Source organism: Celeribacter marinus (assembly GCF_001308265.1).
Classification (GTDB): Bacteria; Pseudomonadota; Alphaproteobacteria; order Rhodobacterales; family Rhodobacteraceae; genus Celeribacter; species Celeribacter marinus.
In genome coordinates this window covers 511,330-536,262 of record NZ_CP012023.1, presented here as the reverse complement: position 1 = coordinate 536,262, position 24,933 = coordinate 511,330, and the positions used below count along the sequence as shown (strand labels likewise).

The following is a 24,933-nucleotide window of genomic DNA, read 5'->3' as shown; positions in this document are numbered from 1 at the left end:
GAGGACATATATCCAAACAGGGAGGTGTTCAGATACACTTAGACTGGCACGACGAGGTTAAATAAGTATTGTAGCGCCGAAAGTATTGAAAAGACCGACGAAAGTATAGGGAATCAGGGATTCAAAGAATGAGCGAGACGGATCAGAGCATTTTTGTCGGCGGCGGCGGTGTTGGCTATGGTGAGGCCCAAGAGCTATTGTTGAAATACGGCAATCGCCATGGATTGATCGCAGGCGCCACGGGTACGGGTAAAACCGTGACGCTGCAAATCCTCGCAGAGGGGTTTTCGGCGGCGGGCGTGCCGGTATTCTTGTCCGACGTCAAAGGCGATTTGTCCGGCTTGGGCCATGCGGGTAGCCCCGATTTCAAACTGCATGATGCTTTTACATCGCGGGCCGAGACCATTGGTCTTGGGGATCGCTATACCTACGACAGTTTCCCTGTGACGTTTTGGGATCTCTACGGCGAACAAGGCCACCCGATCCGCACCACGGTCGCGGAAATGGGGCCGCTTTTGCTGACGCAGCTGTTGCAGCTGACCGAGGCGCAAGAGGGCGTGCTCAACATCGCGTTCCGCGTCTCCGATGAACAGGGGCTGCCGCTGCTTGACCTCAAAGACCTACAGGCCTTGCTTGTCTGGGTCGGTGAAAACGCTGATACGCTCTCACTGCGCTACGGCAATGTGTCCACCTCATCGGTCGGTGCCATTCAACGCGCGCTTTTGGTGTTGGAAAACCAAGGCGGCTACAACCTGTTTGGCGAACCTGCGTTGGAATTAGCCGATATGATGCGTACCGACACGGACGGGCGCGGGCGCATTTCCATTCTGGCCTCCGACAAGCTGATGGCCTCGCCCAAACTCTACGCCACCTTCTTGTTGTGGTTGCTGTCCGAGTTGTTCGAGGAACTGCCTGAGGTCGGCAATCCCGACAAGCCAAAGTTGGTGTTTTTCTTTGACGAGGCGCATTTGCTCTTTGATGACGCGCCCAAAGCATTGGTGAACAAGGTCGAGCAAGTGGCACGCCTCATTCGCTCCAAAGGGGTCGGTGTCTATTTCGTCACCCAAAACCCCGATGACGTGCCAGAGGACATTCTGGGCCAGTTGGGCAACCGCGTGCAGCACGCGCTACGGGCCTTTACCGCGCGCGACCAAAAGGCGCTGCGCATGGCCGCCGAAACCTACCGCGCCAACCCGCGCTTTGACATCGAAGAGGCGATCAAATCGGTGGGCACGGGCGAGGCGGTCACCTCGTTCCTTGTGGCCAAAGGCGCGCCGGGGATTGCCGAGAAAACCCTGATCCGCCCACCGTCAAGTCAGCTTGGCCCGCTCACGCAAGCCCAGCGTCAGGCGCTTATCGACAGCTCCCCGATTGCGGGCAAATACGAGGCCAAACTGGACCGCGAAAGCGCGTTCGAACTGCTGACCAAGCGCGCGGACACCGCAGCAGCTGAGGCCGAGGCCGCAGAAGCCGCCGAGGATGCTGCCGACTTGGCCGCGGCACAGGCGAAAGAGGACGACAAGCGCCGCAAGGACTTGGAGCGCGAATTTTCCAAGGCACGCCGCTACGAGACAAAGGACTATGGCCGCTCCTCATCGCGCCGCACGACAAAGGACAGCGGGGTCGCTGCAACCGTAACCAATCTGGTGATCAAAGAACTCAAAGGCACCACAGGACGCCGCATCGTGCGCGGCATTTTGGGCGGGCTGTTCAAAGGCCGTTAATCGCGCGGCGACACGCGTTGCGCGCTTCGCTTAGGGTCCAAACGGACCATAGTGCGACGCGCGCTTTGTTTTAGAGCACGTTGAACAGTTTGGTCAGGCGCGCGGCCTCATCGGCGACACCCCACGGGGCGTTGATGATGAACATGCCAGAGCCGTGCATTCCGTGGCCCTTTTGCGCAGGACGAAAGCGCACTTCGTGGTGCAGGCATTTGGGGAAATTGGCGCGTTTCATCCCGTCGACAAGCGGCAAATGCGTGCCGTTCTTGAGCACGGGATACCAAAGTGCGATGATGCCAACGTTCCATTTACGGTGCAGTTTATAAATCTGCGATGGAAAATCCTCAAACTCGGTTTTGACCTCATAGGAGGGATCGATGAGCATCAAGCCGCGCCGTGGCTCGGGCGGACAGACCGATTGCGCAAATTGCATCCCGTCAATCTGTTTGATGTGCAGCCCCGCCATGGAGGGCGACGCGGCGGTGGCCTCTTTGAGGTGCGAGAACTCTTGAGGGTGCAACTCTGCCAGATGCAGCTGATCGGTCGGACGCAACAGCGCCTGAGCGATTGCAGGTGAACCGGGGTACATATTGGCCCCGTGGGTCTTGGCAATGGCGCGGCGGGCGCGGGCATAGGGGTGGCTACCTTTGAACCATTGCCCCACTTTTTCAATGCCTTGCGCCGCTTCGCCGGTCTTTTGCGATTGTTCTCCCGACAGATCGTACAAGGCACGCCCCGCGTGGGTCTCGATATAGCTCACAGGTTTGTCTTTTTGCGTCATGTAATCGAGCATGGTCGCGAGCAGCGCGTGTTTTTGCACGTCCGCGAGATTGCCCGCGTGAAAGCCGTGTTGGTAGGAAAGCATAGGATGTCCTTCGGGCGAGAGCCGTTTGGGGTGAGGGTGCGCGTTCAGGCGTCCGTCAGAGGGCGAATGCGCAACTTTGTGATGCGGTTGTCTTTGCGGGCGGCGACCTCGAACCGGTAGCCGTGAAATGAAAATACCTGACCTGCCATCGGGATCATTTGGGCCTCATGGATCACAAGGCCTGCCATGGTGTTTGCCTCTTCGTCAGGGAGGTTGCATTCGGTAGAGCGGTTGAAGTCGCGAATGGTCATGGCCGCGTCGATGATCCAGTCCCCTGTTTCTTTTGAGCGCACAGGGGCGGTCTCGGTCGGGTCGAATTCATCGGTGATCTCGCCCACGATCTCTTCCAAGATGTCTTCAAGCGTGATCAAGCCTTGCAACGCTCCGTACTCGTCGACAACAAGTGCAAAATGGGTGTGACGGCGCAAGAATTGACGCATTTGGTCATCAAGCGTGGTGGTTTCAGGCACAAAATAGGGCTTCATCGCAACGGACAAGACGTCGAAACCGGTGTAATCTTGTCCACCTGTGCCGTCTTCGCGCTCTTTGTACATGGCGCGCAACAGATCTTTGGCGTGGATGACGCCAACGATGTTTTCGGGGTCGTCGCGATAGAGAGGCAAACGGGTATGGGGAGATTTGAGACAGGCCTCCAAGACCTCAACAGGTGAGGAACCAATGTCGATCATCTCGATTTGGGAGCGGTGAAGCATGATCTCTTCGACGGTGCGTTCCGACAGGTCGAGTGCACCCAGAATGCGGTCGCGGTCTTCTTTCTCGACGGTGCCCTCGACGTGGCCAAGGGCAATGGCGCCCGCAATCTCGTCTTTGACGGCGAGAATATCGGCCTCTGGATCGGTCTCGACGCCCAAAAGTCCCAAAAGGGACCGCACAAGGGCGCGCACAAAGGACACAACGGGCGAGAACACCGCGACAACAATGCCAATTGGCCGTGCGACGCGGGACGCGGCTGTCTCGGGATTGGTGATGGCATATGTTTTGGGCAAAACTTCAGCAAAGACCAACACAAGTCCCGTCATAATCAACGTGGCCAAGGCCACGCCGTTGTCACCAAACACGCGTGTAAACAGCGCCGTGGCCAAGGATGTGGCGAGGATGTTGACAAGGTTGTTGCCCAAGAGAACGGAGCCGATCAACCGTTCGCTATCTTCGGTCACTTTTAGCGCACGTTCTGCGCCCGCAGACCCTTTGTCTGCCTGTGCGCGCAACTTGCCGCGTGAGGCGGCCGTGAGTGCGGTTTCCGAGCCCGAGAAAAAGGCCGAAAGAACCAAAAGGCCGATGATGGCCGCGCAAGTGCCCCAAAAGGCAAAATCAAGAAGGGATGCTGTATCTGTCATGCAGTTGGTTATGGGGGCGGGCGGTCCACTGTGCAAGAGGTGGCGGCATCAATCCTTTGCCAAGGGATGATGACCTAGCACCAATTCTTTCAGCCTTGCGTCAAGGACGTGGGTGTAAATCTCTGTCGTCGACAGATCGGCATGGCCCAAAAGCGTCTGAATCGCCCGAAGGTCGGCCCCGTTGGCCAACAAATGCGTGGCGAAGGCGTGGCGCAATGTGTGCGGGGTTACCTTGTCCGCAGAAATGCCCGCAGCAACGGCAAATGTCTTTATCGTCTGATAAAAGCTCACGCGGGTGAGATAGCCGTCCTTACCGCGCGACGGAAAGAGAAACGTTGACGGTTTGCCCCCCTTGGCCCGCGCTGCCTCTTGGTCCGCGCCCCATGCGTCCAGCCACTCAATGAGGGCCGCACGGGCCGGAGGCGACAGTGGCACCATCCGCTCCTTGCCCCCTTTGCCGCGCACCAAAATCATGCGTGGATCACCCCGTACGGCCGCCACAGGCAGTGACACCAGTTCGGTGACGCGCATCCCCGTGGCGTACAAAAGCTCCATCAGCGCGGTATTGCGCAAGCGCTCGGATGGGGTGCGCCCTGTGCGGCGCGCCGCGTCCAACAGGCGCGACACTTCATCCTCGGTCAGGATTTTTGGCAGGCGTTTGGCGCGCCCCGGTCCCTTGATCTGGATCGCAGGATTATCCGCACGCCAACTTTCCTCAAAGGCAAAGCGAAAGAGTTGCTTGATCGATGAGAGGCGGCGCGCCCGTGTGGATTGTGCCAAGCCCTCAGCCTCGCAGCGGATCAGGTACTCCTCCACATGCTTGCGGGTCGCAGTCTCGAAATCAGCCGCCCGTGCCGTTAAAAAGTCCGAGAAATCAATTAAATCACGACCATAGGACAGTCGTGTGTTCTCTGCGGCACCTTGTTCGGCCAGTTGCGCCTCGGCAAAGGACGAAATCCAGCGGTGGTTCAGGCTCATCCGCGCCGCTCCAAAAGCAAAAGCTCCAACGCCGCGCGGCGCGCCGTGACCCCAAGTCCGATCGAGCGGAAAAACTGCAAGGCATCGGACAATTCATCCAGATCACCCGCAGCACCCCCTTCGAGGAGTTCAATCGCGCGCAAAATCGCCTCGCCCAAGCGCCGGTTCTCGACAAGCCCGTTGAGGCGCACAGGAACCCCGTCACGACGAAACCCGTCAAGGATAGCGCGTTCCAAGGCATCACGCGGACGGGTCGCCGGAACATCGCCCACCGCCAGACTTGTCAGCAAGGTCACGCGGTCGCTCTGCGTAGCGCTGTAATCCAGCGCCAGTAATTCGTAGTCCTTAGACAACAGGGCCACCTCTAACGCGACTTCGGCTCGGTCCGCACTCAGGGGTAGGGCGGCCAAACGTGTAGCAAACAGATCGGCGAACACTGATTGCAAACCCGCACGGCGCATCTCGTCCCACACGGGGGTCAACGCGCGCCCAACCGCTACGGGGTTGTTGGAGTTCAATGCGATTTCAAAGCGTTGCAGCACATCGATACGGTCCCAAATCCCGCCAGAGGCGGCAGGCAGGTGTTCCGACCAAATGCCAAGCCATCGGTTTGGATCCAGTGCGCCAACGCGTGCCAAGCGCTCGGCAGCTGTTGCGCGCGCTTTCCATCCGTTGGATGAGCGCAGATCAGATTGCGCAAAGGCCAGCGGCAGCGTCACGGTCGGGAGTGGCTCGCCAATGGCCTCCATCAGGCGGAATGTCAGCGGCGAGGGATCTTTTGGCGCGGTCAGTGTCGGCGCATCCTCGAACAACTCGGGGTCCAGAAAGCGGGCGAGTAACTCGGATTGTTCCGCATCAATCAGGCCAAGCGCGTCAGAGGTCTCCAACGTGAGAGCTGCCGCATTCCAATCGCCTGAGCGCGCCAGACAAAACACTTTTGCTTGCAATGTCGGGGAGAGACCGGGGGTCGAGGTCAGTTGTGCGCAGGCCTCGTTCTCGGTTCCGAGCAAGAGTTTGGTGTCAAACGAGCGGCGAAAGATGCTTGGGTCTGTGGTGCCCGAACGCGCCATCATCGCGTCCGCTTCATCAAGCAACCCCTGCGCCAAAAGCGCATCAAGACGGGCGCGAAACAATCGCCCGCCACCGCCCGCCGCCATGGGCGGGTCCAATTCGGTCAGGATCAACGTGTTGAGCAAGCGGCGCGAGGCAGGCAAGAGATCACGGCGCGCGGCAATATTGGTGATCCGGCGCGCTAGATCCGTGGCGGTCGACGCTCCCCAAAGCCCGCGCGGCAGACCCGTTGAGGCCGCCGACAACAAACCTGTCGCATCAATATCAATCTCACCGAGCGGACGCACGGTGATGTCCTCAGGCAAAGCATTCTCGGAAATGTCCGAGGGTTTGGGCGGGGTTTGTGGTCGTGTGGCGGCCGGTGCGCTTGGCTCTTGTAGGCGTTGCGAGAGCCAATCAATCGCAGACATTGGTGCCTCTTGGGCCAATGCGGTCGCAGATAGCCCCCCCCAAAGGGCGAGGCCACATGCGGCGTGTCGCAACGTGGACCGAAAAAGGCGCTGTGTCACGACCGCCGCCCTAGTCAAACGTGACAGAGACGGGGACAGATTTTTCGCCACGCTCGGGCGACAGATCGCCGACATAGGCATAGCCCACGAGGCCAATAATGGCCAACCCCAACAAAATTGCGATGAGTCTGACTAGAAATTTGCGCAAGAAACTGCCTCCATCAATGCGGTACGGCACGGGTTTTGTCCCGTGCTCGGGTGTCATCCATCTTTTATATATGGTATTTTCGCAGAGATCACGTCATTGAAAGAGCGAATTTTTTGTGAGCGGGATGTTGCCGCAGCGTGCAACACGGTGCAAAAGGGTCTTAATGGCACTCGGACTGAAAAAAACGGTCGCTTTGGTCGGCATGATGGGGGCGGGAAAAACCGCCGTTGGAAAGGCGCTCGCACTTAAATGCGGCGTCGATTTTCTCGATTCGGACGCCGAGATTGAAAAAGCGGCAAACTGTTCAATTGCCGAGATTTTTTCCGATTATGGCGAGGCGTTTTTTCGCGACAAAGAGACGCTTGTTATCTCCCGTCTGCTCGACACCAAACAGGTGGTTTTGAGCACGGGCGGCGGGGCATTTTTGTCGGGCACCAACCGCGATATGATTTCGCAAAAAGGCGTGGCTGTCTGGCTCAAGGCCGATGTTGATATTTTGTGGAACCGTGTGCGCCACAAAAACACGCGCCCCTTGCTGCGCACGGCCAACCCCTATGAAACCCTCACGGATTTAGTCACAAGCCGTACCCCGCTTTACGAAAAGGCGGGGGTTATTGTGACGGCCGAACCCAGTTTGAGCATCGAGGGCATGGCCGACAAGGTGATTGACGCCTTGCGCGCCTACGGTGGGATTTTGGACGAAGATTTGGACGAAGAAACCGTGACCGAGGATGCGACATCCCACCCGCTCATCGCCGTGGAGGCCAAAGAATGATCCCGTTTGCAACCACGTTCGAAACTGTCCATGTCCCGCTCGGAACCCGCGCCTACGATGTGCGCATCGGTGAGGGGCTTATTGGTGACGCAGGCGCGCATATTGCACCGCTCTTGGGCCGCAAAAAGACGGTGTTTGTCCTAACCGACACCAATGTTGCGGCGCTTCATCTCGAGGCGCTCAAAACCGGCTTGTCGGCACATGGTATTGCATCCGAGGCGTTGATCTTGCCGGCGGGCGAGGCCACAAAGTGTTGGGCGCAGCTCCAAGTGGCGGTAGAATGGTTGATCGCGCACCGTGTTGAGCGCGGCGATATCGTGGTGGCCTTTGGCGGTGGTGTCATCGGTGATCTTGGCGGATTTGCCGCCGCAATTTTGCGCCGTGGTGTGCGGTTTGTCCAAATCCCTACCTCGCTTTTGGCGCAAGTGGACAGCTCGGTGGGCGGCAAAACGGGCATCAATTCGCCATCGGGCAAAAACCTGATCGGGGCGTTTCATCAGCCGTCTTTGGTGTTGGCTGATGTCAGTGCCCTTGGCACGCTGATGCCGCGCGATTTCCTTGCGGGGTACGGCGAGGTGCAAAAATACGGTCTGTTGGGCGACGAGGCGTTTTTTGACTGGCTGGAAGCGAACGGACCCGATTTGGCGGCGGGCGATGTGGCCAAACGGATCTATGCGGTCAAACGCTCGGTTCAGATGAAAGCCGACATTGTGGAGCGCGACGAAACCGAACAGGGCGACCGCGCCTTATTGAACCTTGGCCATACGTTTTGTCACGCACTTGAGGCGGCCACCGGCTACTCTGACCGCTTGTTGCATGGCGAGGGCGTGGCCATAGGCTGTGCCTTGGCATTTGAGGTGTCGGCCCGTTTGGGGCTGTGCAGCCAAGAGGCGCCCAGTCGTGTGCGCGCCCATCTCAAGGACATGAACGCCAAGTGTGATCTATCTGATATTTCAGGCGAATTGCCAGATGCGACCACCCTCGTTGATCTCATGGCACAAGACAAAAAAGTGGTTGATGGCCAACTTAGATTTATTCTGGCGCGCTCTATTGGCGATAGTTTCGTCACCGCAGATGTGCCGCGCGATGTTGTGCATCGCGTGCTAGAGGATGCGTTGCGCGCCCGCGCAAAATAAACGGCGCGACTTAAACCCCGATTAAGACCTTTTACTGTAGAAACGATCAAACTCCCATGCGGAGAGCGGTTGTGTGCCGCCGTTTTGATATACGCTGTTGTGTATCGGGGCGGCGGTGCACCTACAAAAAGGTAAATGCATATGCTGGGTCGGATTGTCAGTGTTTTTAGCGGCGTTGCCGTAAAATTGGTCGGTGTATTGACCATCATGGCACTGTTGACCGGTGGGGCGATCTACCAAGGTCTTTCGTTTGCCCAACAGTCCAAGGGGGCGATTGACAGCTTTCGCACGCAAGCGGTGCCAGAGCTAAGGCGCAGTGAGCAAATGGTTCAGGCTATTGGCCTGGTATCTCAAGGCGTGTCGCAAACTCTACAAGCCTCCAATGAGGACGACATGGAGGTTGCAATGGCTGCAATCACACGTTCGATCGAACAAATTGCGCGTTTGGCGGAGCCACTGCCGGAGGCGGAGCGCGCCCTTGTGCTCAAGGCATCGGATCAGATTGTAAGCCATATCAGTGACGCGCAAATGGCGCAGCTTGACGCGTTGAATTATGACACGCGGACATTGGTGGGCGCGGATGAGTTGAGTGCGGCTGTCAGTGCGGTTCAGGTGTCGCTGTCGCGCGCGGTCGAAGATGCCGTGATCGCGTTGAAGCAAGATCTTTCTGCACCGGTGAATATCACGCGTGGCCTTGACGAGATTGAGATCAAACGCGCGCTCTACAACGAACTCGGCGCGGTGCAATCCATCATTCTTACAGGGGCTTCGGCTGATGATCCACAAGGCGTCAATGCAGCGCAAGCGGCGGCGCAAAGCGGGGTGTCACAAATCCAACAGTATTTGACGCGTTTGTCATTAGATTCTGACACACAGGCTCCACTCGACGCCATTTGGGCCGCCACGGATGAGGCAACAGGCGTTTTGTCGGCGCGTCTTGCAGTTGTCGAGGCCCGCGCACTCTTGGACGCCGCTGCATTCGAGGCGAGTAACTATGTCTCCGCACTCTCGTTGCAAGCACAAGTCTACGGCACGACCATTCTTCAATCCGTGAGCGAAGAAAGCGATGTGACAAATCAAAACGTCGATGCAGGTTTGTTTACGATGTTGATTGTTGCCGCATTGAGTGTGGGGGTATTTTTATTGGCCCTTGCGGTGACGTTCTTGGGCGTAATCCGTCCACTGGCTAAAGTGACACGGGTCACGGAACGTCTCTCATCCGGTGATATGAGGCCCGTGACAGGTTTTGGAGCCGCGCGCGGCGAGATTGGCCGAATGGGCGCCGCTTTGGCAGTGTTTCGCGATGGTATGATCGAGCGGGAACGGTTGCGTGATGAGGAGGCGGCCCGTGTTGTTGCCGAGCAAGAGCGCGCGGCCACCGATCTCGCAGAGCGCCACAAACGCGCTCAAGAAGATCAAGAGCGCAATGCCGCCCAAGAGCGTGCAGCCCTCGAAGAGGAGGCGCGCCGCGCCGAAGAGCAATCCGCAATTAGTCGCGCCGCAGATGAGGAGCGCCGTCAACAAACGGATCAACAATCGCTGATTGTCAGCACACTGGCACAAGCGATGTCACGCTTGGCCGATGGTGACATGGATGTCCATCTCTCTGATAGCTTTCCGCCCGCCTACGAGGCACTGCGCGCCGACTTCAATAGCGCTGTCGCCTCGCTTTCCGACATGATCGGGAAAATCGCCACCAGTGCGGCGCGTATTGATGACACCTCGACCGAAATTGCCTCTGCCACGCATGATTTGTCCAAACGGACCGAAAAATCCGCAGTGTCATTGGAACATACGGCGTCCGCGATCAACGAGTTGACCGCAGCCGTGGCGTCCGCGGCGGAGAATGCGGATGTGGCAAACACTGTCTCTCGGGCGACAAACGAGCGCGCGGGTCTCAGCCAAACGGTCGTCGGTGAGGCCATTTCAGCCATGTCCGAGATCGAAGGATCATCGCGCGAAATCTCTAAAATTATTGGTGTGATTGACGATATTTCGTTCCAAACCAACTTGTTGGCACTCAACGCAGGGGTTGAGGCCGCCCGCGCAGGCGAGGCCGGTCGCGGGTTTGCCGTGGTCGCCTCCGAAGTGCGCGCCCTCGCGCAACGCTCGTCTGATGCCGCGCGTGAAATCAACCAGTTGATCACAGCGTCCAATAGTCAGGTGCAACGTGGCGTGCATTTGGTCGGGGAGGCGGGTCAGACATTGAAAGACATCATTGCCTCCGTCTCGGATATCGCCGCAAACGTCGATGGCATCGCGATATCGTCGCGCGAGCAATCGACAGGGTTGCAAGAGATCAACTCGGCCACCAGCCAACTCGAGGCCACGATGCAGCAAAACGCAGCGATGACCGAAGAAACCACAGCCGCAAGTCAGGTGCTTTCTATCGAGGCGCAAAACCTGATCGAAGTGGTGGAACGGTTCCGGATTTCCGCGCACAAACAAACGACGACACCACGGTTTGCGGGGGCTGCTTAATCTCTAAGGTTGAAACACGCGGACAAGTCGCAGATCTCCCAATAAAAAAGCCGCGCATTTTGCGCGGCTTTTGACTATCCTATGTGCACTATTGGCGCCGTACAGGCGCGTGTCGTTTAGAACGGGATTTCGTCATCATCCATGGATGAGCGACCACCGCCACTTTGACCGCCACCTTGTGATCCGCCGCCGTATCCACCACCTTGGCCGCCATCATCATAACCGCCTGATGGCCCTTGGTCGTAGCCGCCACCGCCGCCTTGTGATCCGCCACCGTAACCACCACCGCCGCCGCCTTCGCCGCCGCGCGCGTCAAGCAGGGTCAACTCGCCACGGTAAGGGCGCAACACGACCTCGGTCGAATAGCGGTCCTGACCGGATTGGTCTTGCCATTTGCGGGTTTCAAGTTGGCCTTCGATGTAGACCTTGGATCCTTTGCGCAGATATTGTTCTGCGATCTTGGCCAAAGGTTCTGAGAAAATAGCAACAGAATGCCACTCGGTGCGCTCTTTGCGCTCGCCCGTTGTGCGGTCTTTCCAGTTCTCGGATGTGGCAATGCGCAGGTTGCAGACTTTGCCGCCGTTTTGGAATGTACGCACCTCAGGGTCGCGCCCCAAGTTGCCAACGATGATCACTTTATTGACCGAACCAGCCATACCCATGTCTCCAAGTTAGATTCTCTTTGAGACGTTACATCACTGTGGGGGCCGTTTTGAAAGTCGAAAATCCACCGATTGGGCGGCGCGCGCGCCGATGCGGCGCCGTAGCCCCTTGGCGAATACAAAGCACCTTCCTATATTCGCGGTGTGAATTGACGAGGGATGGGGCGCAATGCCAGTTCGAGTAAAGACCATATGCAACGCCACTTTTGGCGCAATGATAAGTGTCGGCCTGTGCGCTACGCCTGTTGCAGCTGGCGATATTTTCTCCACCAAAAATCGCGCATCTATTTATGCCTCACAGCTTTCGGTCCTCGAAGGGCGCGCCGCAGAGCAATATTCCTCCTCCATTAATTTGCAACCCGAACGCTTCACGGCGGGCCGTGTCGGTTTGCCGTATGGCGGCAGTTATTCGGGTCCGTGGCTGGCTGTTGCGCGTGAGACGGCGCGCCGTCACGGTGTGCCATCCGATCTCTTTTTGCGATTGGTGCAACAAGAAAGCGGTTGGAACCCAACGGCGCGTAGCCACGCAGGGGCCACGGGTCTGGCGCAGTTAATGCCCGGCACCGCGCGGCTTTTGGGGGTGAACATCAATGACCCTGCGCAAAACCTGTCCGGTGGCGCGCGGTATCTGCGCATGATGTATGAAAAATTTGGCAATTGGCGCTTGGCGCTTGCCGCCTACAACGCGGGTCCGCAAGCGGTTGAGAAATATGGGGGTGTGCCGCCCTACAAAGAGACCCGCAACTATGTGCGGATCATTTGGGGCAGCTAAGTTGCCTCAATGCACGGCCTAATCCGGTGGCGTTCTGGGGTTGCTCAGCGTGATGTGCGAAACCCGCGCGGGGTGACATGTGTCACCTTTTGAAACGCCCGCGAAAAATATGCGGCCGATTGAAATCCCAATTTGTGAGCAATGTCTTTGACGGGCAGGTCCGTCTCTTTGAGCAGGCGACGCGCCTCGAAATGAATGCGATCGGCCAAAAGCACTGAGGCGGCATGACCGTTGGCAATGTTGCAGGCCCGCGTCAAATGCGTGGGCGTCACACCCAAGGCGGCGGCGTAATGCGACACGCTATGGTGTGCGCGAAATTGGGATTCGATGAGAGCGGTAAAGGCCGCCACAAGGCGGCGCGAGGCATCTGGCGTCAATGCGTTGTCTGGCATCACCGACATCTGACGCTCCAGCCAAACAGAAATCAATCCCCCCTGAAGGGCAAGGGCACGCTCATGTCCGGGCAGATCGTTGTCGATCTCGCGGGCGAGGCCGTCGATCAGGCCCGTAATCTCGTTTTGCTGCATCACTTCGGTAAAGCGCAGATGTAATGGCTCATCGGGGAGCGCGATTTGGTCCGTGTCTGGCAAGTGGACGATATAGCCCGAAATCTGACCAATCGGCTCAAACCCGTACATCGTGCGGGACGGCAAAAAGATCAGATTATGCGGCCCAAACCCGCGCGTGATGCCCGACATTGTAAAGCGGCCCTGACCGCGCGTGAACCAAAGCAGACTGGGTGAGCGGTGCGAGCGCATCGCCTGTGTGCGCCATTTGTCGCCGTGGCCGCTAACCGTAGAGGTGCCATTGTAGCGGGCAAGCGGCTCAACGCGGTAGGCGGGGGGCATCGGGATGTCGGGGATTTTCGGCGCTGTGGATGTGCGGGGTTTCGAGGCGCTGATGACCGCAGGCGTTTGCACGTCGCGCGCGTGGTGCGGCGTATCGCTCAGATTACCCAAGGGGGGTGTGTGAAAAATTCGGTTTGCCATCATCTCGCCCTGCGGCTCTTTGCGCGGTGTTATGTGCGGCGCGGTTGCATGTTCGATTTGTGCAATTTTACGCAGGAGTTGGCGTGAGTCAAAGAATTAATTGTGGAATTTCAATGGCGTAGTTCGGTATCTTGCCACGTTGCCACGACAGGTGGTTAGGGCAACGATATCTTGTGGTAGCTGCGCATGCGCGCCCTAAACCAAGTGCGCTGACGTTTGGCAAATTGCCGTGTTGCGATGGTCGCGGCCTCGGTTGCGGCGGCTAAATCGCAGGTTCCGTGCAGATATGCCATCAATTCGGGCGCGCCTATGGCCTTTGAGGAGGGGTGCGCGGGGTCCCAATTGGGCAAGTTTGCCTCGGCTTCGGCCAATGCGCCGCCTGCAATCATCTGTTCAAACCGTGTTTCGATTCGCGCGGCCAACCAATCGCGGTCGGCATCCATCACCATGGGAAAGGTTGACGAGATCGGCAAAAGCGGCGGTGGTGTGTCTGCCTGCCATGCGGCTAGACCGCGACCAGTTGCGCGCAAAACTTCCCACGCCCGTTGAACCCGCATCGGATTGAGGCGATCTATTTTGTGCGCCGTTTGCGGGTCTTCGGCGTCAAGATCGGCCAAAAGCCCTGCGTGGCCACCTTCGGCTATGCGCCGTGCATCGGCCGTTGCGCGCAATTGCGGTGGGGTGGCGGGGATCTCGACCAAGCCCTCAGTGAGGGCCGAAAAATAAAGGCCAGTTCCACCCACAATGATAGGGCGGTGCGGGCCGGTCAGATAGGGTGCGACATCGCGCAGCCAATGCCCAACAGAATACGGGGCGTCAAAACCGATATGACCATACAGGGCATGCGGGGCGAGAGCCTCATCCTCACGAGACGGGCGAGCCGAGAGAATGCGCCAGTTTTCAAACACTTGTAGGGCATCGGCATTCACGATTACGCCGCCTTGTGTCTGGGCAATCTCTAAGGCCAGCGCTGATTTCCCGCTGGCGGTCGGACCGGCGATCAAGACGGGTCGATCAGGGGAAAGGTCGCGGGGGATCATGGTGTATCGGTCCTTTGGGCCGCTAAACGTAGCGTTATGCGTCTGTTTTAGCGCCGCTTGTTTGTATTTTTCTCACAGGGCGCATTGAACCTCCAGCGGTTTTAGACCATTTTGCGCGCAATCAATGACATGCAAGGCGAGGTCAAGCCATGAACGACGCGGAACCCGATCACCCGTCCATAAAGTACAAACGTGTGCTGTTAAAAATTTCAGGTGAGGCGCTGATGGGCGATCAGGGCTTTGGTCTGCATCCGCCAACGGTTGAGCGCATCGCCAAAGAGGTGAAAACCGTACACGACATGGGGGTCGAAATTTGTATGGTCATCGGCGGTGGCAACATCTTTCGCGGGCTGCAAGGGTCTGCGCAGGGGATGGAACGCACCACGGCGGACTATATGGGCATGCTCGCCACCGTTATGAACGCGCTCGGGATGCAAGCCGCCCTTGAGGCGCTCAACATCAACACCCGCGTGATTTCCGCGATCACAATGAACGAAGTGGCCGAGCCGTATATTCGCCGCCGCGCCGTGCGCCACCTTGAGAAAAAGCGGATTTGCATTTTCGCCGCGGGCACGGGCAATCCCTATTTCACCACCGATACCGCCGCGACACTGCGCGCCAACGAGATGGCGTGCGAAGCAATCTTTATGGGCAAAAACGGTGTCGACGGGGTTTATGACAAAGACCCTAAAACCAACCCCGATGCCAAGCGCTATGATACGGTGAGCTATGATGAGGTGTTGTCCAAGCATCTCAAGGTCATGGACGCCTCCGCCATTGCATTGGCGCGCGACAATAACCTGCCTCTTATCGTCTTTCCACTGGATGCGCCGGGCGGGTTTCGGTCCATCCTTGAGGGGAAGGGCACCTATACAACGGTCAAGTAGCGCTCACAGCGCCTTGAGAGACCAATCCAGGCGTGCGCGCGGCCTCACTGAGGAAGCGGCGCGCCTGTTTTGCGTTCAAGATAGAGCGCGCGGGTATGGCGGCGCGCCATGCGGCGTCCGAGAGTGTGATGCCGTGGCTCTCCATAATATCAAGAGCTTGTGCGCCCAAAAGCAGCGTCTCGGCCGCGATGCCGTTAGCGTAAATGATTTCATGGCGCCGCAATCGCAGATGTACGTATCTGACGGCGATGTCGGGCGGTGCCTGTGTCACACCGTCAAGGGCGAGCAGATGCCGAGCGACGATTAACACTTGTGCGGGCCAGCGCGATCCGTGCGGCGCGTTGAGCATGATCCTGTGCTGCGGAGAGACGCACAGCGTGCGATGTCCGTGTGGTTGGCCGATGGCTGCAAGGGCGTGCGGCGCGATGCAGATAGGTGCATTGCGCGCGGGCCGTGTCAATCTGCGGGTGATGGTTTGCGCAATGGGCTGCGCCGCGTGGTCGAGAGTTGTGATCAGATCGCCTTGCTTCAATTGCTCGACCGCGCGCGGCCCGTTTGGCGTGTCAATCAGCGTTCCATAGGCAAAGCAAACCACAGATGAATTCGAAATAGTATGCCATGTGTAGTATCCCATGCTCTCTGATGACACGGACGTGGTCAGTTCGATCGACCTAATCTTAAGGTTGTCTAACTCTCCAACGCCATCAAGGTCGACGGCGAACGTGTCGCCGTTTTGCATTTGAGCGACGACGAGCACAAGCGACGTGATGGTACCGTCGACCTCAGTCACGTTGGCATTGTATGCAATTGTCGTGTCGAGCACCTGAGAATACGCGGTGCCGCCTTGCGTATACGTCACATAGTCGGTTGTCGTGAAGTCGTCAGGCTGGATGCTGCCTGAATCATCATCGTCATAGCTAGAGATGTCTACAACTTCGATACCAGAGGCTTGTGTGTAGGTGCCACTGATTGCTGTCGCGTTCTCGGCGACCAAATTCCCTTCGGTCGGATCGATACTCGGCAAATTGCCGATGAAAACCATTGTGTTTGTTGTGACAATCATACTGATTCTGATAGCGCAACAGTGTTAGGATTTGATTAAATGGCGTTAGGCAAGGCGATGCGCAACAGCGTGTGCTTGCGGCGCAAAAGCGGCTATACAATTGGGGCGCAACACCGTAAAAACGCATGAAACCCCGCTCGGTCAGCTTGTGATCACGTCTCGGCGCGGGGGCAAAGTCATACTGCAAGGAGGACACACCATGTCCGAAGATTTCATTCTCGATACCGATGATTTGAACCGCCGCATGGACGGGACATTGGCCAACCTGCGCACGGAATTCGCATCATTGCGCACGGGACGCGGATCGGGCTCGATGCTCGATCCGATCATGGTGGATGCCTATGGTCAGATGACCCCCATTAACCAAGTGGGCACCGTTAATGTGCCAGAGCCGCGCATGGTTACTATCAATGTTTGGGACAAGGGGCTTGTGGGCAAGGTTGAAAAGGCCATTCGCGAAAGCGGTTTGGGTATCAACCCGCAACTCAACGGCACAATCATCATGTTGCCGATCCCCGAGTTGAACGAGGAGCGTCGCCGCGAATTGACAAAGGTGGCGGGCGGCTACGCCGAACACGCACGCGTGGCCATCCGCAACGTGCGCCAAGACGGCATGCAGCAGATCAAAAAAGCCAAGGCGGACGGTATGTCCGAGGACGATCAAAAGCTATGGGAAGAAGAGGTCCAGACGATGACCAACACCCATATCAAACGGATTGATGAGATGCTTGATCACAAGCAAGAAGAGATTATGCAGGTTTAAGCGGGCTGTTGCCGCGCGCGTCGTTGTGGCGGGCGCGGCCGTGCTATTTTGCACGGTTGCAGGTCGTAAGGTTTAGACGAGACTACTTTATTTGTGTATTTGAACATGGCAAACGGGTCATGTGTTTAGAGGGTGGAGCGATATGATTGAGACACCACAAGGACCAAAGCACGTGGCCATCATTATGGATGGGAACGGGCGCTGGGCGCAATCGCGTGGCAAGCCGCGTTTGTTCGGCCACCATGCAGGGGCCAAACGCGTTAAAGAGATTGTGCGGGCCTGTCCGGCGCAAGGCGTCAAATACCTCACCATTTTTGCCTTTTCGACCGAGAACTGGAAGCGTACCCAGACCGAAGTGGCGGGCCTGATGTCGCTCTTTCGTACGTATATTCGCGGCGAAATGCGGTCGCTCAAAAAAGAGGGCGTTCGAGTGCGGTTCATCGGGGACCGTGTGCGCCTTGACCGCAAGTTGGCCAATCTGATGGACGACCTTGAGGCCGAGACAAAAGACAATGATGTGACCCATTTGACCATCGCGCTCAACTACGGCGGGCGCGACGAGGTGGCACGCGCGGTCAAAGATATGGCGCGCGATGTGGCTGCGGGCACGTTGGATGCGGAATCGGTCGATGAAACCACGCTCACCGCCTATCTCGACACGCGGGTGTTGCCCGATCCCGATTTGGTGATCCGCACCTCTGGTGAAGCACGGATATCGAATTTCTTGTTGTGGCAATCTGCCTACGCCGAATATGAATTTATCGACACGCTATGGCCGGACTTTTCCACGGATGTGTTTGCGGATGTACTCAGCCGCTACGGCGTGCGTGATCGTCGTTTTGGCGGAGTGCAAGTTTGAACCTGATCCACGAAAAATGGGGCGATTTGGGTGTGCGTGTTGCTTCGGCTGCTGTCATGCTCACGGTTGGCGTGGTTGCGATTGCCGCGGGATCGTTGGTGTTTGGCGCACTCGTGTGTGCGGTGTCGTTGATTGGAATTTGGGAATTGGTTCAGATGGGCCGCGCCAAATCTGCAAAGGGCACCTTTAGCTTTGCTGATTTCTTTGCCTTGTCGGGCTATGCGTTTTTCGTCTGTTTGGCCGCCGTTGGTTTGATTTTTCTATATGTCGGATTTAGCGCTTACGGTGTGGGCTACCTTGTTGCTCTTGTGGTTGTGACCGACAGCTTGGGCTATTTGGTCGGGCGCAAGGTGGGCGGCAAAAAATTCTGGCCGTCCATTAGCCCTAAAAAGACATGGGCCGGCGTGCTCGGCGGGTGGGGTGGCGTTGCGGTCTTGGCGCTTGTCGTCAGCACAGTTGCCCCTATTTCCAATATGACGTTAACCGGGTTTGTGCTGTTTTCTGTGGCGATGTCGTTTGCCTCGCAATTGGGCGATATCGCACAAAGTGCTTTGAAACGCCGTATGGGCGTGAAAGACAGCTCCAACATCATTCCAGGGCACGGCGGTGTCCTTGATCGCTTCGACGCACTTTTGGCGGCGAGCGTGGTCATGCTCGGGTGTATCCTCTACGCAATTTAAGGACCGTTTATGAGACGCATCTCCATTTTTGGCGCCACGGGGTCCATCGGCCAATCCACCATTGATCTGATCCGTCGCGACCGTGAGGCCTACGATGTGGTTGCCCTCACGGGGGGCGCGAACGTGGACCTTTTGGCACATGATGCGCGTGCTTTGGGCGCTAAAGTGGCGGTGACGGCCTATGAGGACAAACTCCCCGCGCTCAAGGATGCGCTTGCCGGATCGGACATCCACGCGGCGGCGGGCGCACATGCTTTGATCGAGGCGGCGGATCGTCCCGCCGATTGGATTATGTCCGCAATTGTCGGTGCGGCGGGACTTGCGCCCGGGTTGCACGCGCTCAAACACGGGACAACTTTGGCACTTGCGAATAAAGAAAGCCTTGTGACCGCTGGGCCGTTGTTGATGCGCGAAGCACACGCGCACGGCACGCGTATCTTGCCCGTCGACAGCGAACATTCGGCGGTGTTCCAAGGGATGGTCGGCGAAGAGCGCGCCGAGGTCGAGCGCGTCATTATCACCGCCTCGGGTGGTCCGTTTCGCGACTGGAGCCTTGAGCAATTGGCAGGGGCAACACTGGCGCAGGCCTGCACGCATCCCTCGTGGGATATGGGGCAACGGATCACGATTGATAGCGCGTCTATGTTCAATAAGGCGCTAGAAATCATTGAAACACATGAATATTTTGGATTTTCGGGCGATATGATCGAGGTGCTCGTGCATCCGGGATCGTATGTGCACGCGCTTGTCGGGTTCAAGGATGGTGCGCTGATGGCGCATTTGGGCGCACCCGATATGCGCCATGCCATCGGTTACGCGCTCCACTGGCCCGAGCGGCGTCATTTGCCAGTCGAGCGGCTTGATCTGGCCAAGATCGGCAGCCTGCGCTTTGAGGCTCCCGATGAGGTGCGTTTCCCCGCGCTGCGTTTGGCGCGCGATGTCATGGAGATTGGCGGATTGGCGGGGGCCGTGTTCAATGCCGCCAAAGAGGCCGCACTTGATGCGTTTATCGCGGGCGAGATCGGATTTTTGGATATGGCGCGGCATGTCGAGAGCGTCCTCAACCAAATGTCATCCACCGCGAGCCTTGGAAATGCCGCATTAACCTTGGATACCGTCCTCGAAGCCGATAAGGAAGCGCGAGCCCGCGTGCGCGCGGCAGTCGCGCGCGCCTGACAGTGTCGAGGGCGAGATGTTGTGATGATTTGCGCGAGTGAAATTGCGCGTGATACGTGAGACAAGGGACTGATTTTACTATGGATTTATCCAACCTATCCGCCGTTTTCGGAAACTCCGCCTTTACGGTGGTGGTGTTTATCATCGCTTTGTCGATCATCGTCACCGTTCATGAGTACGGCCACTACATCGTTGGCAAGTGGTGCGGGATCAAAGCGGATGTGTTCTCACTGGGCTTTGGCAAACCGCTGGTGCAGCGCACCGCCAAAGACGGTACTGTCTGGCAAATCGCTGCTATTCCGTTGGGCGGATATGTAAAATTCGCGGGCGATGCCAATGCGGCCTCGGCCCCTGACGCCCACGCGGTTGACGGTATGGCCCCCGATGAGGCGCGCCACACAATGCCTGGTGCTCCGCTTTGGGCGCGCACGCTCACGGTGGCGGCGGGACCGGTGTTCAACTTCATTTTCTCGGCTTTGGTGTTCGCGGGGCTGTCGTTGTCCACAGGCCAAGTCAAAGACACGCTTGAAATCGCACAGGTAAAGCCGGTGCCGTTCGAGGTCGGATTGCAAAGCGGTGATACGATTGTCGCCATTGGCGGCGTGGCTGTCCCCGAGTTGTCGCAAATGGGCACTTTTATCGAGACTTTGCCACGTACCGCGCAGATGGACTACACGGTTGAACGGGGCGGCGCGCAGGTTGTTGTCACAGGTCCACACCCCTTTCCTGTGATCGTGGGTGGCATCACCCCCAAATCGGCGGCGCGCGATGCCCGCCTTGATGTTGGCGATGTGATCACCACGATTGACGGCGTGACCCTCAACAGCTTTTACGAATTGCGCGATGCCGTGGCCGCCGCCGAAGGGCGTGAAATGACGCTGACCGTGTGGCGCGATGGCGAGACGTTTGACAGCACAATGACTGCGCGGCGCCGCGATATTCCCGCCGATGACGGCGGGTTCGAGACGCGTTGGCTGATCGGGATTTACGGCTCCACGCTCTACACCCAAGCCACCGATCCTGTGGGCATTGGTGAGGCGCTTGTTCACGGGGTTGAGGGCGTTTGGTCGGTCATTACCGGTAGCCTGTCGGGCCTTTATAACATGGTCGTGCGCAATATCTCGGCGTGCAACCTTACAGGTGCGGTGGGCATGGCCGGTGCCGTGAGCACAATGGCAAGTCAGGGAATCGACAGCTACATCAGCGTGATTGCGTTCTTGTCCACGGCGATTGGGTTGATCAATCTGTTTCCGATCCCAGTATTGGATGGGGGCCACCTCGTGTTTTACACCTACGAGGCTGTGCGCGGCAAACCGTTGCCGGATCGCGCCGTGGGGATCATGATGGGCTTTGGCCTCGTGGTCGTTCTCTTTTTCATGTCGATGGGGTTGGCCGCCGACTTCTTGTGCAAATAAGCGCGCGGGCAGGGGGGATTTAGGCCCGTTTTTCGAAACGGTCTAATTCTTGCCATATTCCTATCCTAAAGTATGGGGAGCACGGTTGAGATGTGGGGCGTTGCCTCGCGTCACACCCTCGGACCCACACTTTGCTTCATCACAAGGAGGCTTCATATGACCGCTCTTCGTTCAGGGTATCACGGTCTCGCCTATCTGGCGTCATTGAACACCGATCGGCTATTGTACGGCGCGACAATCGCCGTGGCATTGGTGGCTGGATCGTTCTTTGGGACGCTGTTTTTGTAAGGCGCTTGTATCGGTGTGCGCGCACCGGTGATGCCCGTGAAAACACATTGAAATTCGCAATTTGCAAGGCTCCCGATTTGGGGGCCTTTTTTGTGTCGGTTTTAACGGCTGCGTTTTGACAATAGGGGCCTTTCACGATACTCAATCTGGATACTGGGGCCATAACGAGATCTGCCATGAAAAATATTACGCGTGACACCGACAAGCGGCTCATGAGCGGCGCGGGCAAAGCCCTTGCGCTATCTTTGTCGGCTTTGGCCTTAACTACAACGGCTTACACGGTCATTCCGCGCGCCGCGGTCGCGCAAGACTACGCGTTTTCCTCGGTTGTGGTCGAGGGCAATACACGCGTTGGGTCCGATACGATCCTGTCCTACGCGGGAATCGTTCGTGGTCAGCCGATCTCTGCGGCCGCTTTGAACGATGCCTATCAGCGGATTGTCGCCTCCGGTCTGTTCGAAAGTGTCGAGATTGTTCCGGGTGGCAATCGGTTGGCGATCAAGGTCACAGAATTCCCGATGGTCTCTCGCGTGAATATTGAGGGCAATCGCACGATTGATGATGCTGCCTTGGGATCATTGATCCGCACAAGCGAGCGCCGCGTGTTTTCACCCTCCGTGGCCGAGGCAGACGCTGCGGCCATTACCGAAGCATACGCGGCCAAAGGCCAGTTGATCGCAACCGTTACACCCCAGATCATCCGCCGCTCCGGCAACCGTGTCGACGTCGTGTTTGACGTGACAGAGGGCAAAGGCGTCGAAGTTGAACGCTTATCATTTGTTGGCAACCGCTCGTTTTCCGATGCACGTTTGCGCCGCGTTCTTGCGACCAAACAAGCGGGCCTTTTGCGGTTTATCGTCGGCCGCGACACCTATGACGAAGAGCGCATCGGCTTTGACAAGCGCGTGCTCACCGATTTTTATACCTCACGCGGCTATGTCGATTTTTCCGTGTTAAGCGCCAACGCCGAGTTCTCGCGCGAACGCAATGCGCATTTCGTGACCTTCTCGGTGCGCGAAGGGCAAAGTTACGACTTTGCCAACACCACAATCGTCTCACAGATCGACGGTGTGGACGCCGCAGATTACCAGCGTGCGATGAACCTGCGTGCGGGTCAGACATATTCGCCCGTTGCGATTGAAAACGTCATTTCGCGCATTGAGAAAATGGCACAGGACAAGGGCGTTGATTTTGTCCGCGTCGAGCCACGTGTGACGCGCCACGAGCGCGACCTGACACTTGATGTCGAGTTTGTTTTGAGCAAAGGCCCACGGGTGTTCGTCGAACGGATCGATATCGAAGGCAACGCAACCACCCTTGACCGTATTGTGCGCCGCCAGTTCCGTATTGTTGAGGGCGATCCGTTCAATCCGCGTGAAATCCGCGAGGCGGCCAGCCGCATTCGGGCGCTGAATTTCTTTTCCAATGCCGATGTGAACGCCCGCGAGGGATCGAGCGCCGATCAGGTTGTGGTCGATGTGAACGTCGACGAGGCGCCCACTGGCTCCTTCAGCTTTGGCGCAAACTATTCTGTGTCGGATAACGTCAATCTTGTCGCGTCCTTCTCAGAGCGTAACTTCCTTGGTCGTGGCCAGACGGTTTCGGCGGATTTGACCACGAAACTTGATGACGGCACCTTGCGGTTCAACTTTGTCGAGCCTGCGTTCCTCGGGCGGGATGTGGCCTTGGGCTTTGGCATTGGACTTGCTTCGACCCAGCCGTCTTATGCGCTGCACACAACGCGCACGGCTTATGTGACGCCAAGCCTGACATTCCCTGTGTCCGAACGTGGCCGTTTGCGTTTGGATTACCGGTTTGATTTGTCCGAGATGGTCCTCCCGAGTGGGACCGCCAGCTCCAGTTTGCCCAGCATTGTTGAAGATGACTACGATCTAGGCCGCCAGTCCACGCAATCTGTCGGCTACACCTATTCCTTTGATACGCGCCGCAACGGGTTGAACCCTGACGCCGGTGTGTTGCTCTCGTTTGGCCAAGAGTTCGCGGGTTTGGGCGGGGACGTCAAATACGTGAAATCAACCGCCGAAGTGCGCGGCCAGATGAAGGTGTTCAATGATCAGGTCACCTTGCTTGGTGTGATCGAGGGCGGTGCAATTTCGTCCAGCGATGGCACGATGGTCAATGACCGGTTCTTTAACAGCTCCGATGTTATTCGCGGGTTTGAACCCGGTGGCATCGGCCCGCGTGACGGTGCGACAGATACCGCTTTGGGCGGTAATTTCTATGCCGTGGCCCGCGTCGAGGCGCAGTTCCCGCTTGGCTTGCCAGAGGAATACGGGATCAAGGGCGGCGTGTTCCTCGATCACGGCGCGGTTTGGGGCTTGGACGATGAGACAGGAATTGAGGCGGGGAGTGCGGATCGCACGTTCCGCACCGTTGCTGGTGCGTCGATCTTTTGGATCACGCCCATCGGGCCGCTACGCTTTAACTTCTCCAAGGCGTTGGACAAACAAGATTTCGACAAAGAGCAGTCGTTTGACCTGACCATCTCGACGGAATTCTAAGGATGCGTCGGATGTCGTGGCCAACCCGTGGCACGGTCCTTTTAGGGATCGTGCTTGGCTGTGTCGGGTTTGGACCCGTGGCGGCGCAAGAGGCCGCGACATCTGTGGCACCATCTGCGACAAGCACGCAGCAAACGGTTTTGCCCGTCTTGGTGTTTGACCGCTCGCGCATCTTGTCCGATAGCAAGTTGGGCCAAGCGTTCGAGGCGGAAATCCAACAGACCCGAGATGCATTGGTTCAAGAAAACAATGACATATACGCCGCTCTTGAAGTTGAAGAGGCGGAGATTTCCGCACTTCGCCCGACCTTGAGCGAAGAGGCGTTTGTGCAAAAAGCCGATGCCTTTGATCAAAAAGTAACATCGGTGCGTGCCGCGCAGGACCGCAAAGCCAACGATATCCAAGCGCTCTACAATTCTGGACTTGAAGATGTCGAGCAAAAGATGAACGCGGCTCTAACGTCCGTGGCGCGCGAAGTGCGCGCCATTGTCGTGTTCGAGCGCCAGCAAGTCTATTTGATGTCAGGGGCGATTGATGTGTCGACGGAGATTATCCGCCGTCTTGACGCCCAGTTCGCCGTGGATGCGGCACTTGCCGATGCGCCTGTCACGCCCGACGACGAGACTTCGGACGGGTCCGCAGCCGTTGAATAAGGGGCGTGTCGTGCCTCCTGCGGGGCAACGGTTTTCTTGTCAGCACCCCGCTTTCCTTGATAGGAAGGCAGAACGATCGTCTACGGACGCAACATAACAGACCGTCGAAGGGATTTGAAATC

The 24,933-nt window shown here is 57.6% G+C and carries 23 protein-coding genes; 14 read left to right on the top strand and 9 right to left on the bottom strand.

All coding sequences use genetic code 11. The features are described 5' to 3' along the window. The first annotated feature begins 128 nt into the window (after positions 1 to 128). Positions 129 to 1,724 carry a helicase HerA-like domain-containing protein gene (locus IMCC12053_RS02535; protein WP_062215455.1) on the top strand — a complete coding sequence of 532 codons (1,596 nt, stop codon included), beginning with the start codon at positions 129 to 131 and terminating at the stop codon, positions 1,722 to 1,724. A 70-nt stretch (positions 1,725 to 1,794) separates the two neighbouring features. Here IMCC12053_RS02535 and IMCC12053_RS02530 read toward each other — a convergent pair whose 3' ends face one another. The 5 genes from IMCC12053_RS02530 to IMCC12053_RS02510 are packed head-to-tail and all read right to left on the bottom strand — an operon-like array spanning position 1,795 to position 6,650. Continuing rightward, positions 1,795 to 2,586: a 23S rRNA (adenine(2030)-N(6))-methyltransferase RlmJ gene (locus IMCC12053_RS02530; RefSeq protein WP_062215453.1), complete on the bottom strand. Its 792-nt coding sequence runs from the start codon at positions 2,584 to 2,586 to the stop codon at positions 1,795 to 1,797. 44 nt (positions 2,587 to 2,630) lie between these two features. After that, a complete protein-coding gene (locus tag IMCC12053_RS02525; RefSeq protein WP_062215451.1) occupies positions 2,631 to 3,944 on the bottom strand; it encodes an HlyC/CorC family transporter in 1,314 nt (437 codons plus the stop codon). A gap of 48 nt (positions 3,945 to 3,992) precedes the next feature. After that, positions 3,993 to 4,922 carry a site-specific tyrosine recombinase XerD gene (locus tag IMCC12053_RS02520; RefSeq protein ID WP_062215449.1) on the bottom strand — a complete coding sequence of 310 codons (930 nt, stop codon included), beginning with the start codon at positions 4,920 to 4,922 and terminating at the stop codon, positions 3,993 to 3,995. Continuing rightward, complete coding sequence (locus IMCC12053_RS02515) at positions 4,919 to 6,502, bottom strand: hypothetical protein (RefSeq protein WP_062215447.1); 1,584 nt, start codon at positions 6,500 to 6,502, stop codon at positions 4,919 to 4,921. The genes IMCC12053_RS02520 and IMCC12053_RS02515 overlap by 4 nt, the downstream gene beginning before the upstream one ends. A gap of 10 nt (positions 6,503 to 6,512) precedes the next feature. Continuing rightward, positions 6,513 to 6,650: a hypothetical protein gene (locus IMCC12053_RS02510; protein WP_169775296.1), complete on the bottom strand. Its 138-nt coding sequence runs from the start codon at positions 6,648 to 6,650 to the stop codon at positions 6,513 to 6,515. A gap of 163 nt (positions 6,651 to 6,813) precedes the next feature. On the opposite strand from IMCC12053_RS02510, the gene IMCC12053_RS02505 reads away from it, so the two are divergent. The 3 genes from IMCC12053_RS02505 to IMCC12053_RS02495 all read left to right on the top strand — a co-directional run bounded on the left by IMCC12053_RS02505 (position 6,814) and on the right by IMCC12053_RS02495 (position 11,042). After that, complete coding sequence (locus tag IMCC12053_RS02505; RefSeq protein WP_082389017.1) at positions 6,814 to 7,425, top strand: shikimate kinase; 612 nt, start codon at positions 6,814 to 6,816, stop codon at positions 7,423 to 7,425. Next, the gene (aroB, locus tag IMCC12053_RS02500; protein ID WP_062215443.1) at positions 7,422 to 8,561 is read left to right on the top strand and encodes a 3-dehydroquinate synthase; all 1,140 of its coding nucleotides are present in this window, start codon (positions 7,422 to 7,424) and stop codon (positions 8,559 to 8,561) included. The genes IMCC12053_RS02505 and aroB overlap by 4 nt, the downstream gene beginning before the upstream one ends. A 141-nt stretch (positions 8,562 to 8,702) precedes the next feature. Then, positions 8,703 to 11,042: a methyl-accepting chemotaxis protein gene (locus IMCC12053_RS02495; protein ID WP_062215441.1), complete on the top strand. Its 2,340-nt coding sequence runs from the start codon at positions 8,703 to 8,705 to the stop codon at positions 11,040 to 11,042. 116 nt (positions 11,043 to 11,158) lie between these two features. Here IMCC12053_RS02495 and ssb read toward each other — a convergent pair whose 3' ends face one another. Then, positions 11,159 to 11,698 (bottom strand): single-stranded DNA-binding protein, encoded by a 540-nt coding sequence (gene ssb / locus IMCC12053_RS02490; protein WP_062215439.1) that lies wholly within the window; start codon positions 11,696 to 11,698, stop codon positions 11,159 to 11,161. A gap of 175 nt (positions 11,699 to 11,873) precedes the next feature. Between ssb and IMCC12053_RS02485 the strand changes: the two genes are divergently transcribed. Then, positions 11,874 to 12,476: a lytic transglycosylase domain-containing protein gene (locus IMCC12053_RS02485; RefSeq protein WP_062215438.1), complete on the top strand. Its 603-nt coding sequence runs from the start codon at positions 11,874 to 11,876 to the stop codon at positions 12,474 to 12,476. A gap of 44 nt (positions 12,477 to 12,520) precedes the next feature. On the opposite strand, the gene IMCC12053_RS02480 is transcribed toward IMCC12053_RS02485, so the two are convergent. Together IMCC12053_RS02480 and miaA are read right to left on the bottom strand one after the other, a co-directional pair. Continuing rightward, on the bottom strand, positions 12,521 to 13,465 hold the full coding sequence (locus tag IMCC12053_RS02480; RefSeq protein WP_236852512.1) for a helix-turn-helix domain-containing protein: 945 nt from the start codon (positions 13,463 to 13,465) through the stop codon (positions 12,521 to 12,523). Positions 13,466 to 13,620: 155 nt separating this feature from the next. Next, positions 13,621 to 14,505 carry a tRNA (adenosine(37)-N6)-dimethylallyltransferase MiaA gene (gene miaA, locus IMCC12053_RS02475; RefSeq protein WP_062215434.1) on the bottom strand — a complete coding sequence of 295 codons (885 nt, stop codon included), beginning with the start codon at positions 14,503 to 14,505 and terminating at the stop codon, positions 13,621 to 13,623. Positions 14,506 to 14,654: 149 nt separating this feature from the next. Between miaA and pyrH the strand changes: the two genes are divergently transcribed. Further along, positions 14,655 to 15,392 carry a UMP kinase gene (gene pyrH, locus IMCC12053_RS02470; RefSeq protein ID WP_062215432.1) on the top strand — a complete coding sequence of 246 codons (738 nt, stop codon included), beginning with the start codon at positions 14,655 to 14,657 and terminating at the stop codon, positions 15,390 to 15,392. Here the strand turns inward: pyrH and IMCC12053_RS02465 are convergent. Beyond that, complete coding sequence (locus IMCC12053_RS02465; RefSeq protein WP_062215430.1) at positions 15,385 to 16,455, bottom strand: Hint domain-containing protein; 1,071 nt, start codon at positions 16,453 to 16,455, stop codon at positions 15,385 to 15,387. The genes pyrH and IMCC12053_RS02465 overlap by 8 nt on opposite strands. Positions 16,456 to 16,654: 199 nt before the next feature. On the opposite strand from IMCC12053_RS02465, the gene frr reads away from it, so the two are divergent. The 8 genes from frr to IMCC12053_RS02430 all read left to right on the top strand — a co-directional run bounded on the left by frr (position 16,655) and on the right by IMCC12053_RS02430 (position 24,811). Next, the gene (frr, locus tag IMCC12053_RS02460; RefSeq protein ID WP_062215428.1) at positions 16,655 to 17,218 is read left to right on the top strand and encodes a ribosome recycling factor; all 564 of its coding nucleotides are present in this window, start codon (positions 16,655 to 16,657) and stop codon (positions 17,216 to 17,218) included. 142 nt (positions 17,219 to 17,360) lie between these two features. Beyond that, a complete protein-coding gene (gene uppS, locus IMCC12053_RS02455; RefSeq protein ID WP_062215426.1) occupies positions 17,361 to 18,077 on the top strand; it encodes a polyprenyl diphosphate synthase in 717 nt (238 codons plus the stop codon). Then, a complete protein-coding gene (locus IMCC12053_RS02450) occupies positions 18,074 to 18,757 on the top strand; it encodes a phosphatidate cytidylyltransferase (protein ID WP_236852510.1) in 684 nt (227 codons plus the stop codon). Before uppS ends, IMCC12053_RS02450 begins: the two co-directional genes overlap by 4 nt. Before the next feature lie 9 nt (positions 18,758 to 18,766). Next, positions 18,767 to 19,933, top strand: coding sequence for a 1-deoxy-D-xylulose-5-phosphate reductoisomerase (gene dxr / locus IMCC12053_RS02445; RefSeq protein WP_062215424.1), 1,167 nt, complete (start codon positions 18,767 to 18,769; stop codon positions 19,931 to 19,933). Between the two features lie 80 nt (positions 19,934 to 20,013). After that, complete coding sequence (gene rseP / locus IMCC12053_RS02440; protein ID WP_062215422.1) at positions 20,014 to 21,348, top strand: RIP metalloprotease RseP; 1,335 nt, start codon at positions 20,014 to 20,016, stop codon at positions 21,346 to 21,348. 156 nt (positions 21,349 to 21,504) lie between these two features. Beyond that, positions 21,505 to 21,636 carry a hypothetical protein gene (locus tag IMCC12053_RS16135; RefSeq protein ID WP_256209970.1) on the top strand — a complete coding sequence of 44 codons (132 nt, stop codon included), beginning with the start codon at positions 21,505 to 21,507 and terminating at the stop codon, positions 21,634 to 21,636. Positions 21,637 to 21,812: 176 nt separating this feature from the next. Beyond that, the gene (gene bamA / locus IMCC12053_RS02435) at positions 21,813 to 24,158 is read left to right on the top strand and encodes an outer membrane protein assembly factor BamA (RefSeq protein WP_062215420.1); all 2,346 of its coding nucleotides are present in this window, start codon (positions 21,813 to 21,815) and stop codon (positions 24,156 to 24,158) included. Between the two features lie 11 nt (positions 24,159 to 24,169). After that, positions 24,170 to 24,811, top strand: coding sequence for an OmpH/Skp family outer membrane protein (locus IMCC12053_RS02430; RefSeq protein ID WP_062215418.1), 642 nt, complete (start codon positions 24,170 to 24,172; stop codon positions 24,809 to 24,811). Positions 24,812 to 24,933 lie beyond the last annotated feature (122 nt).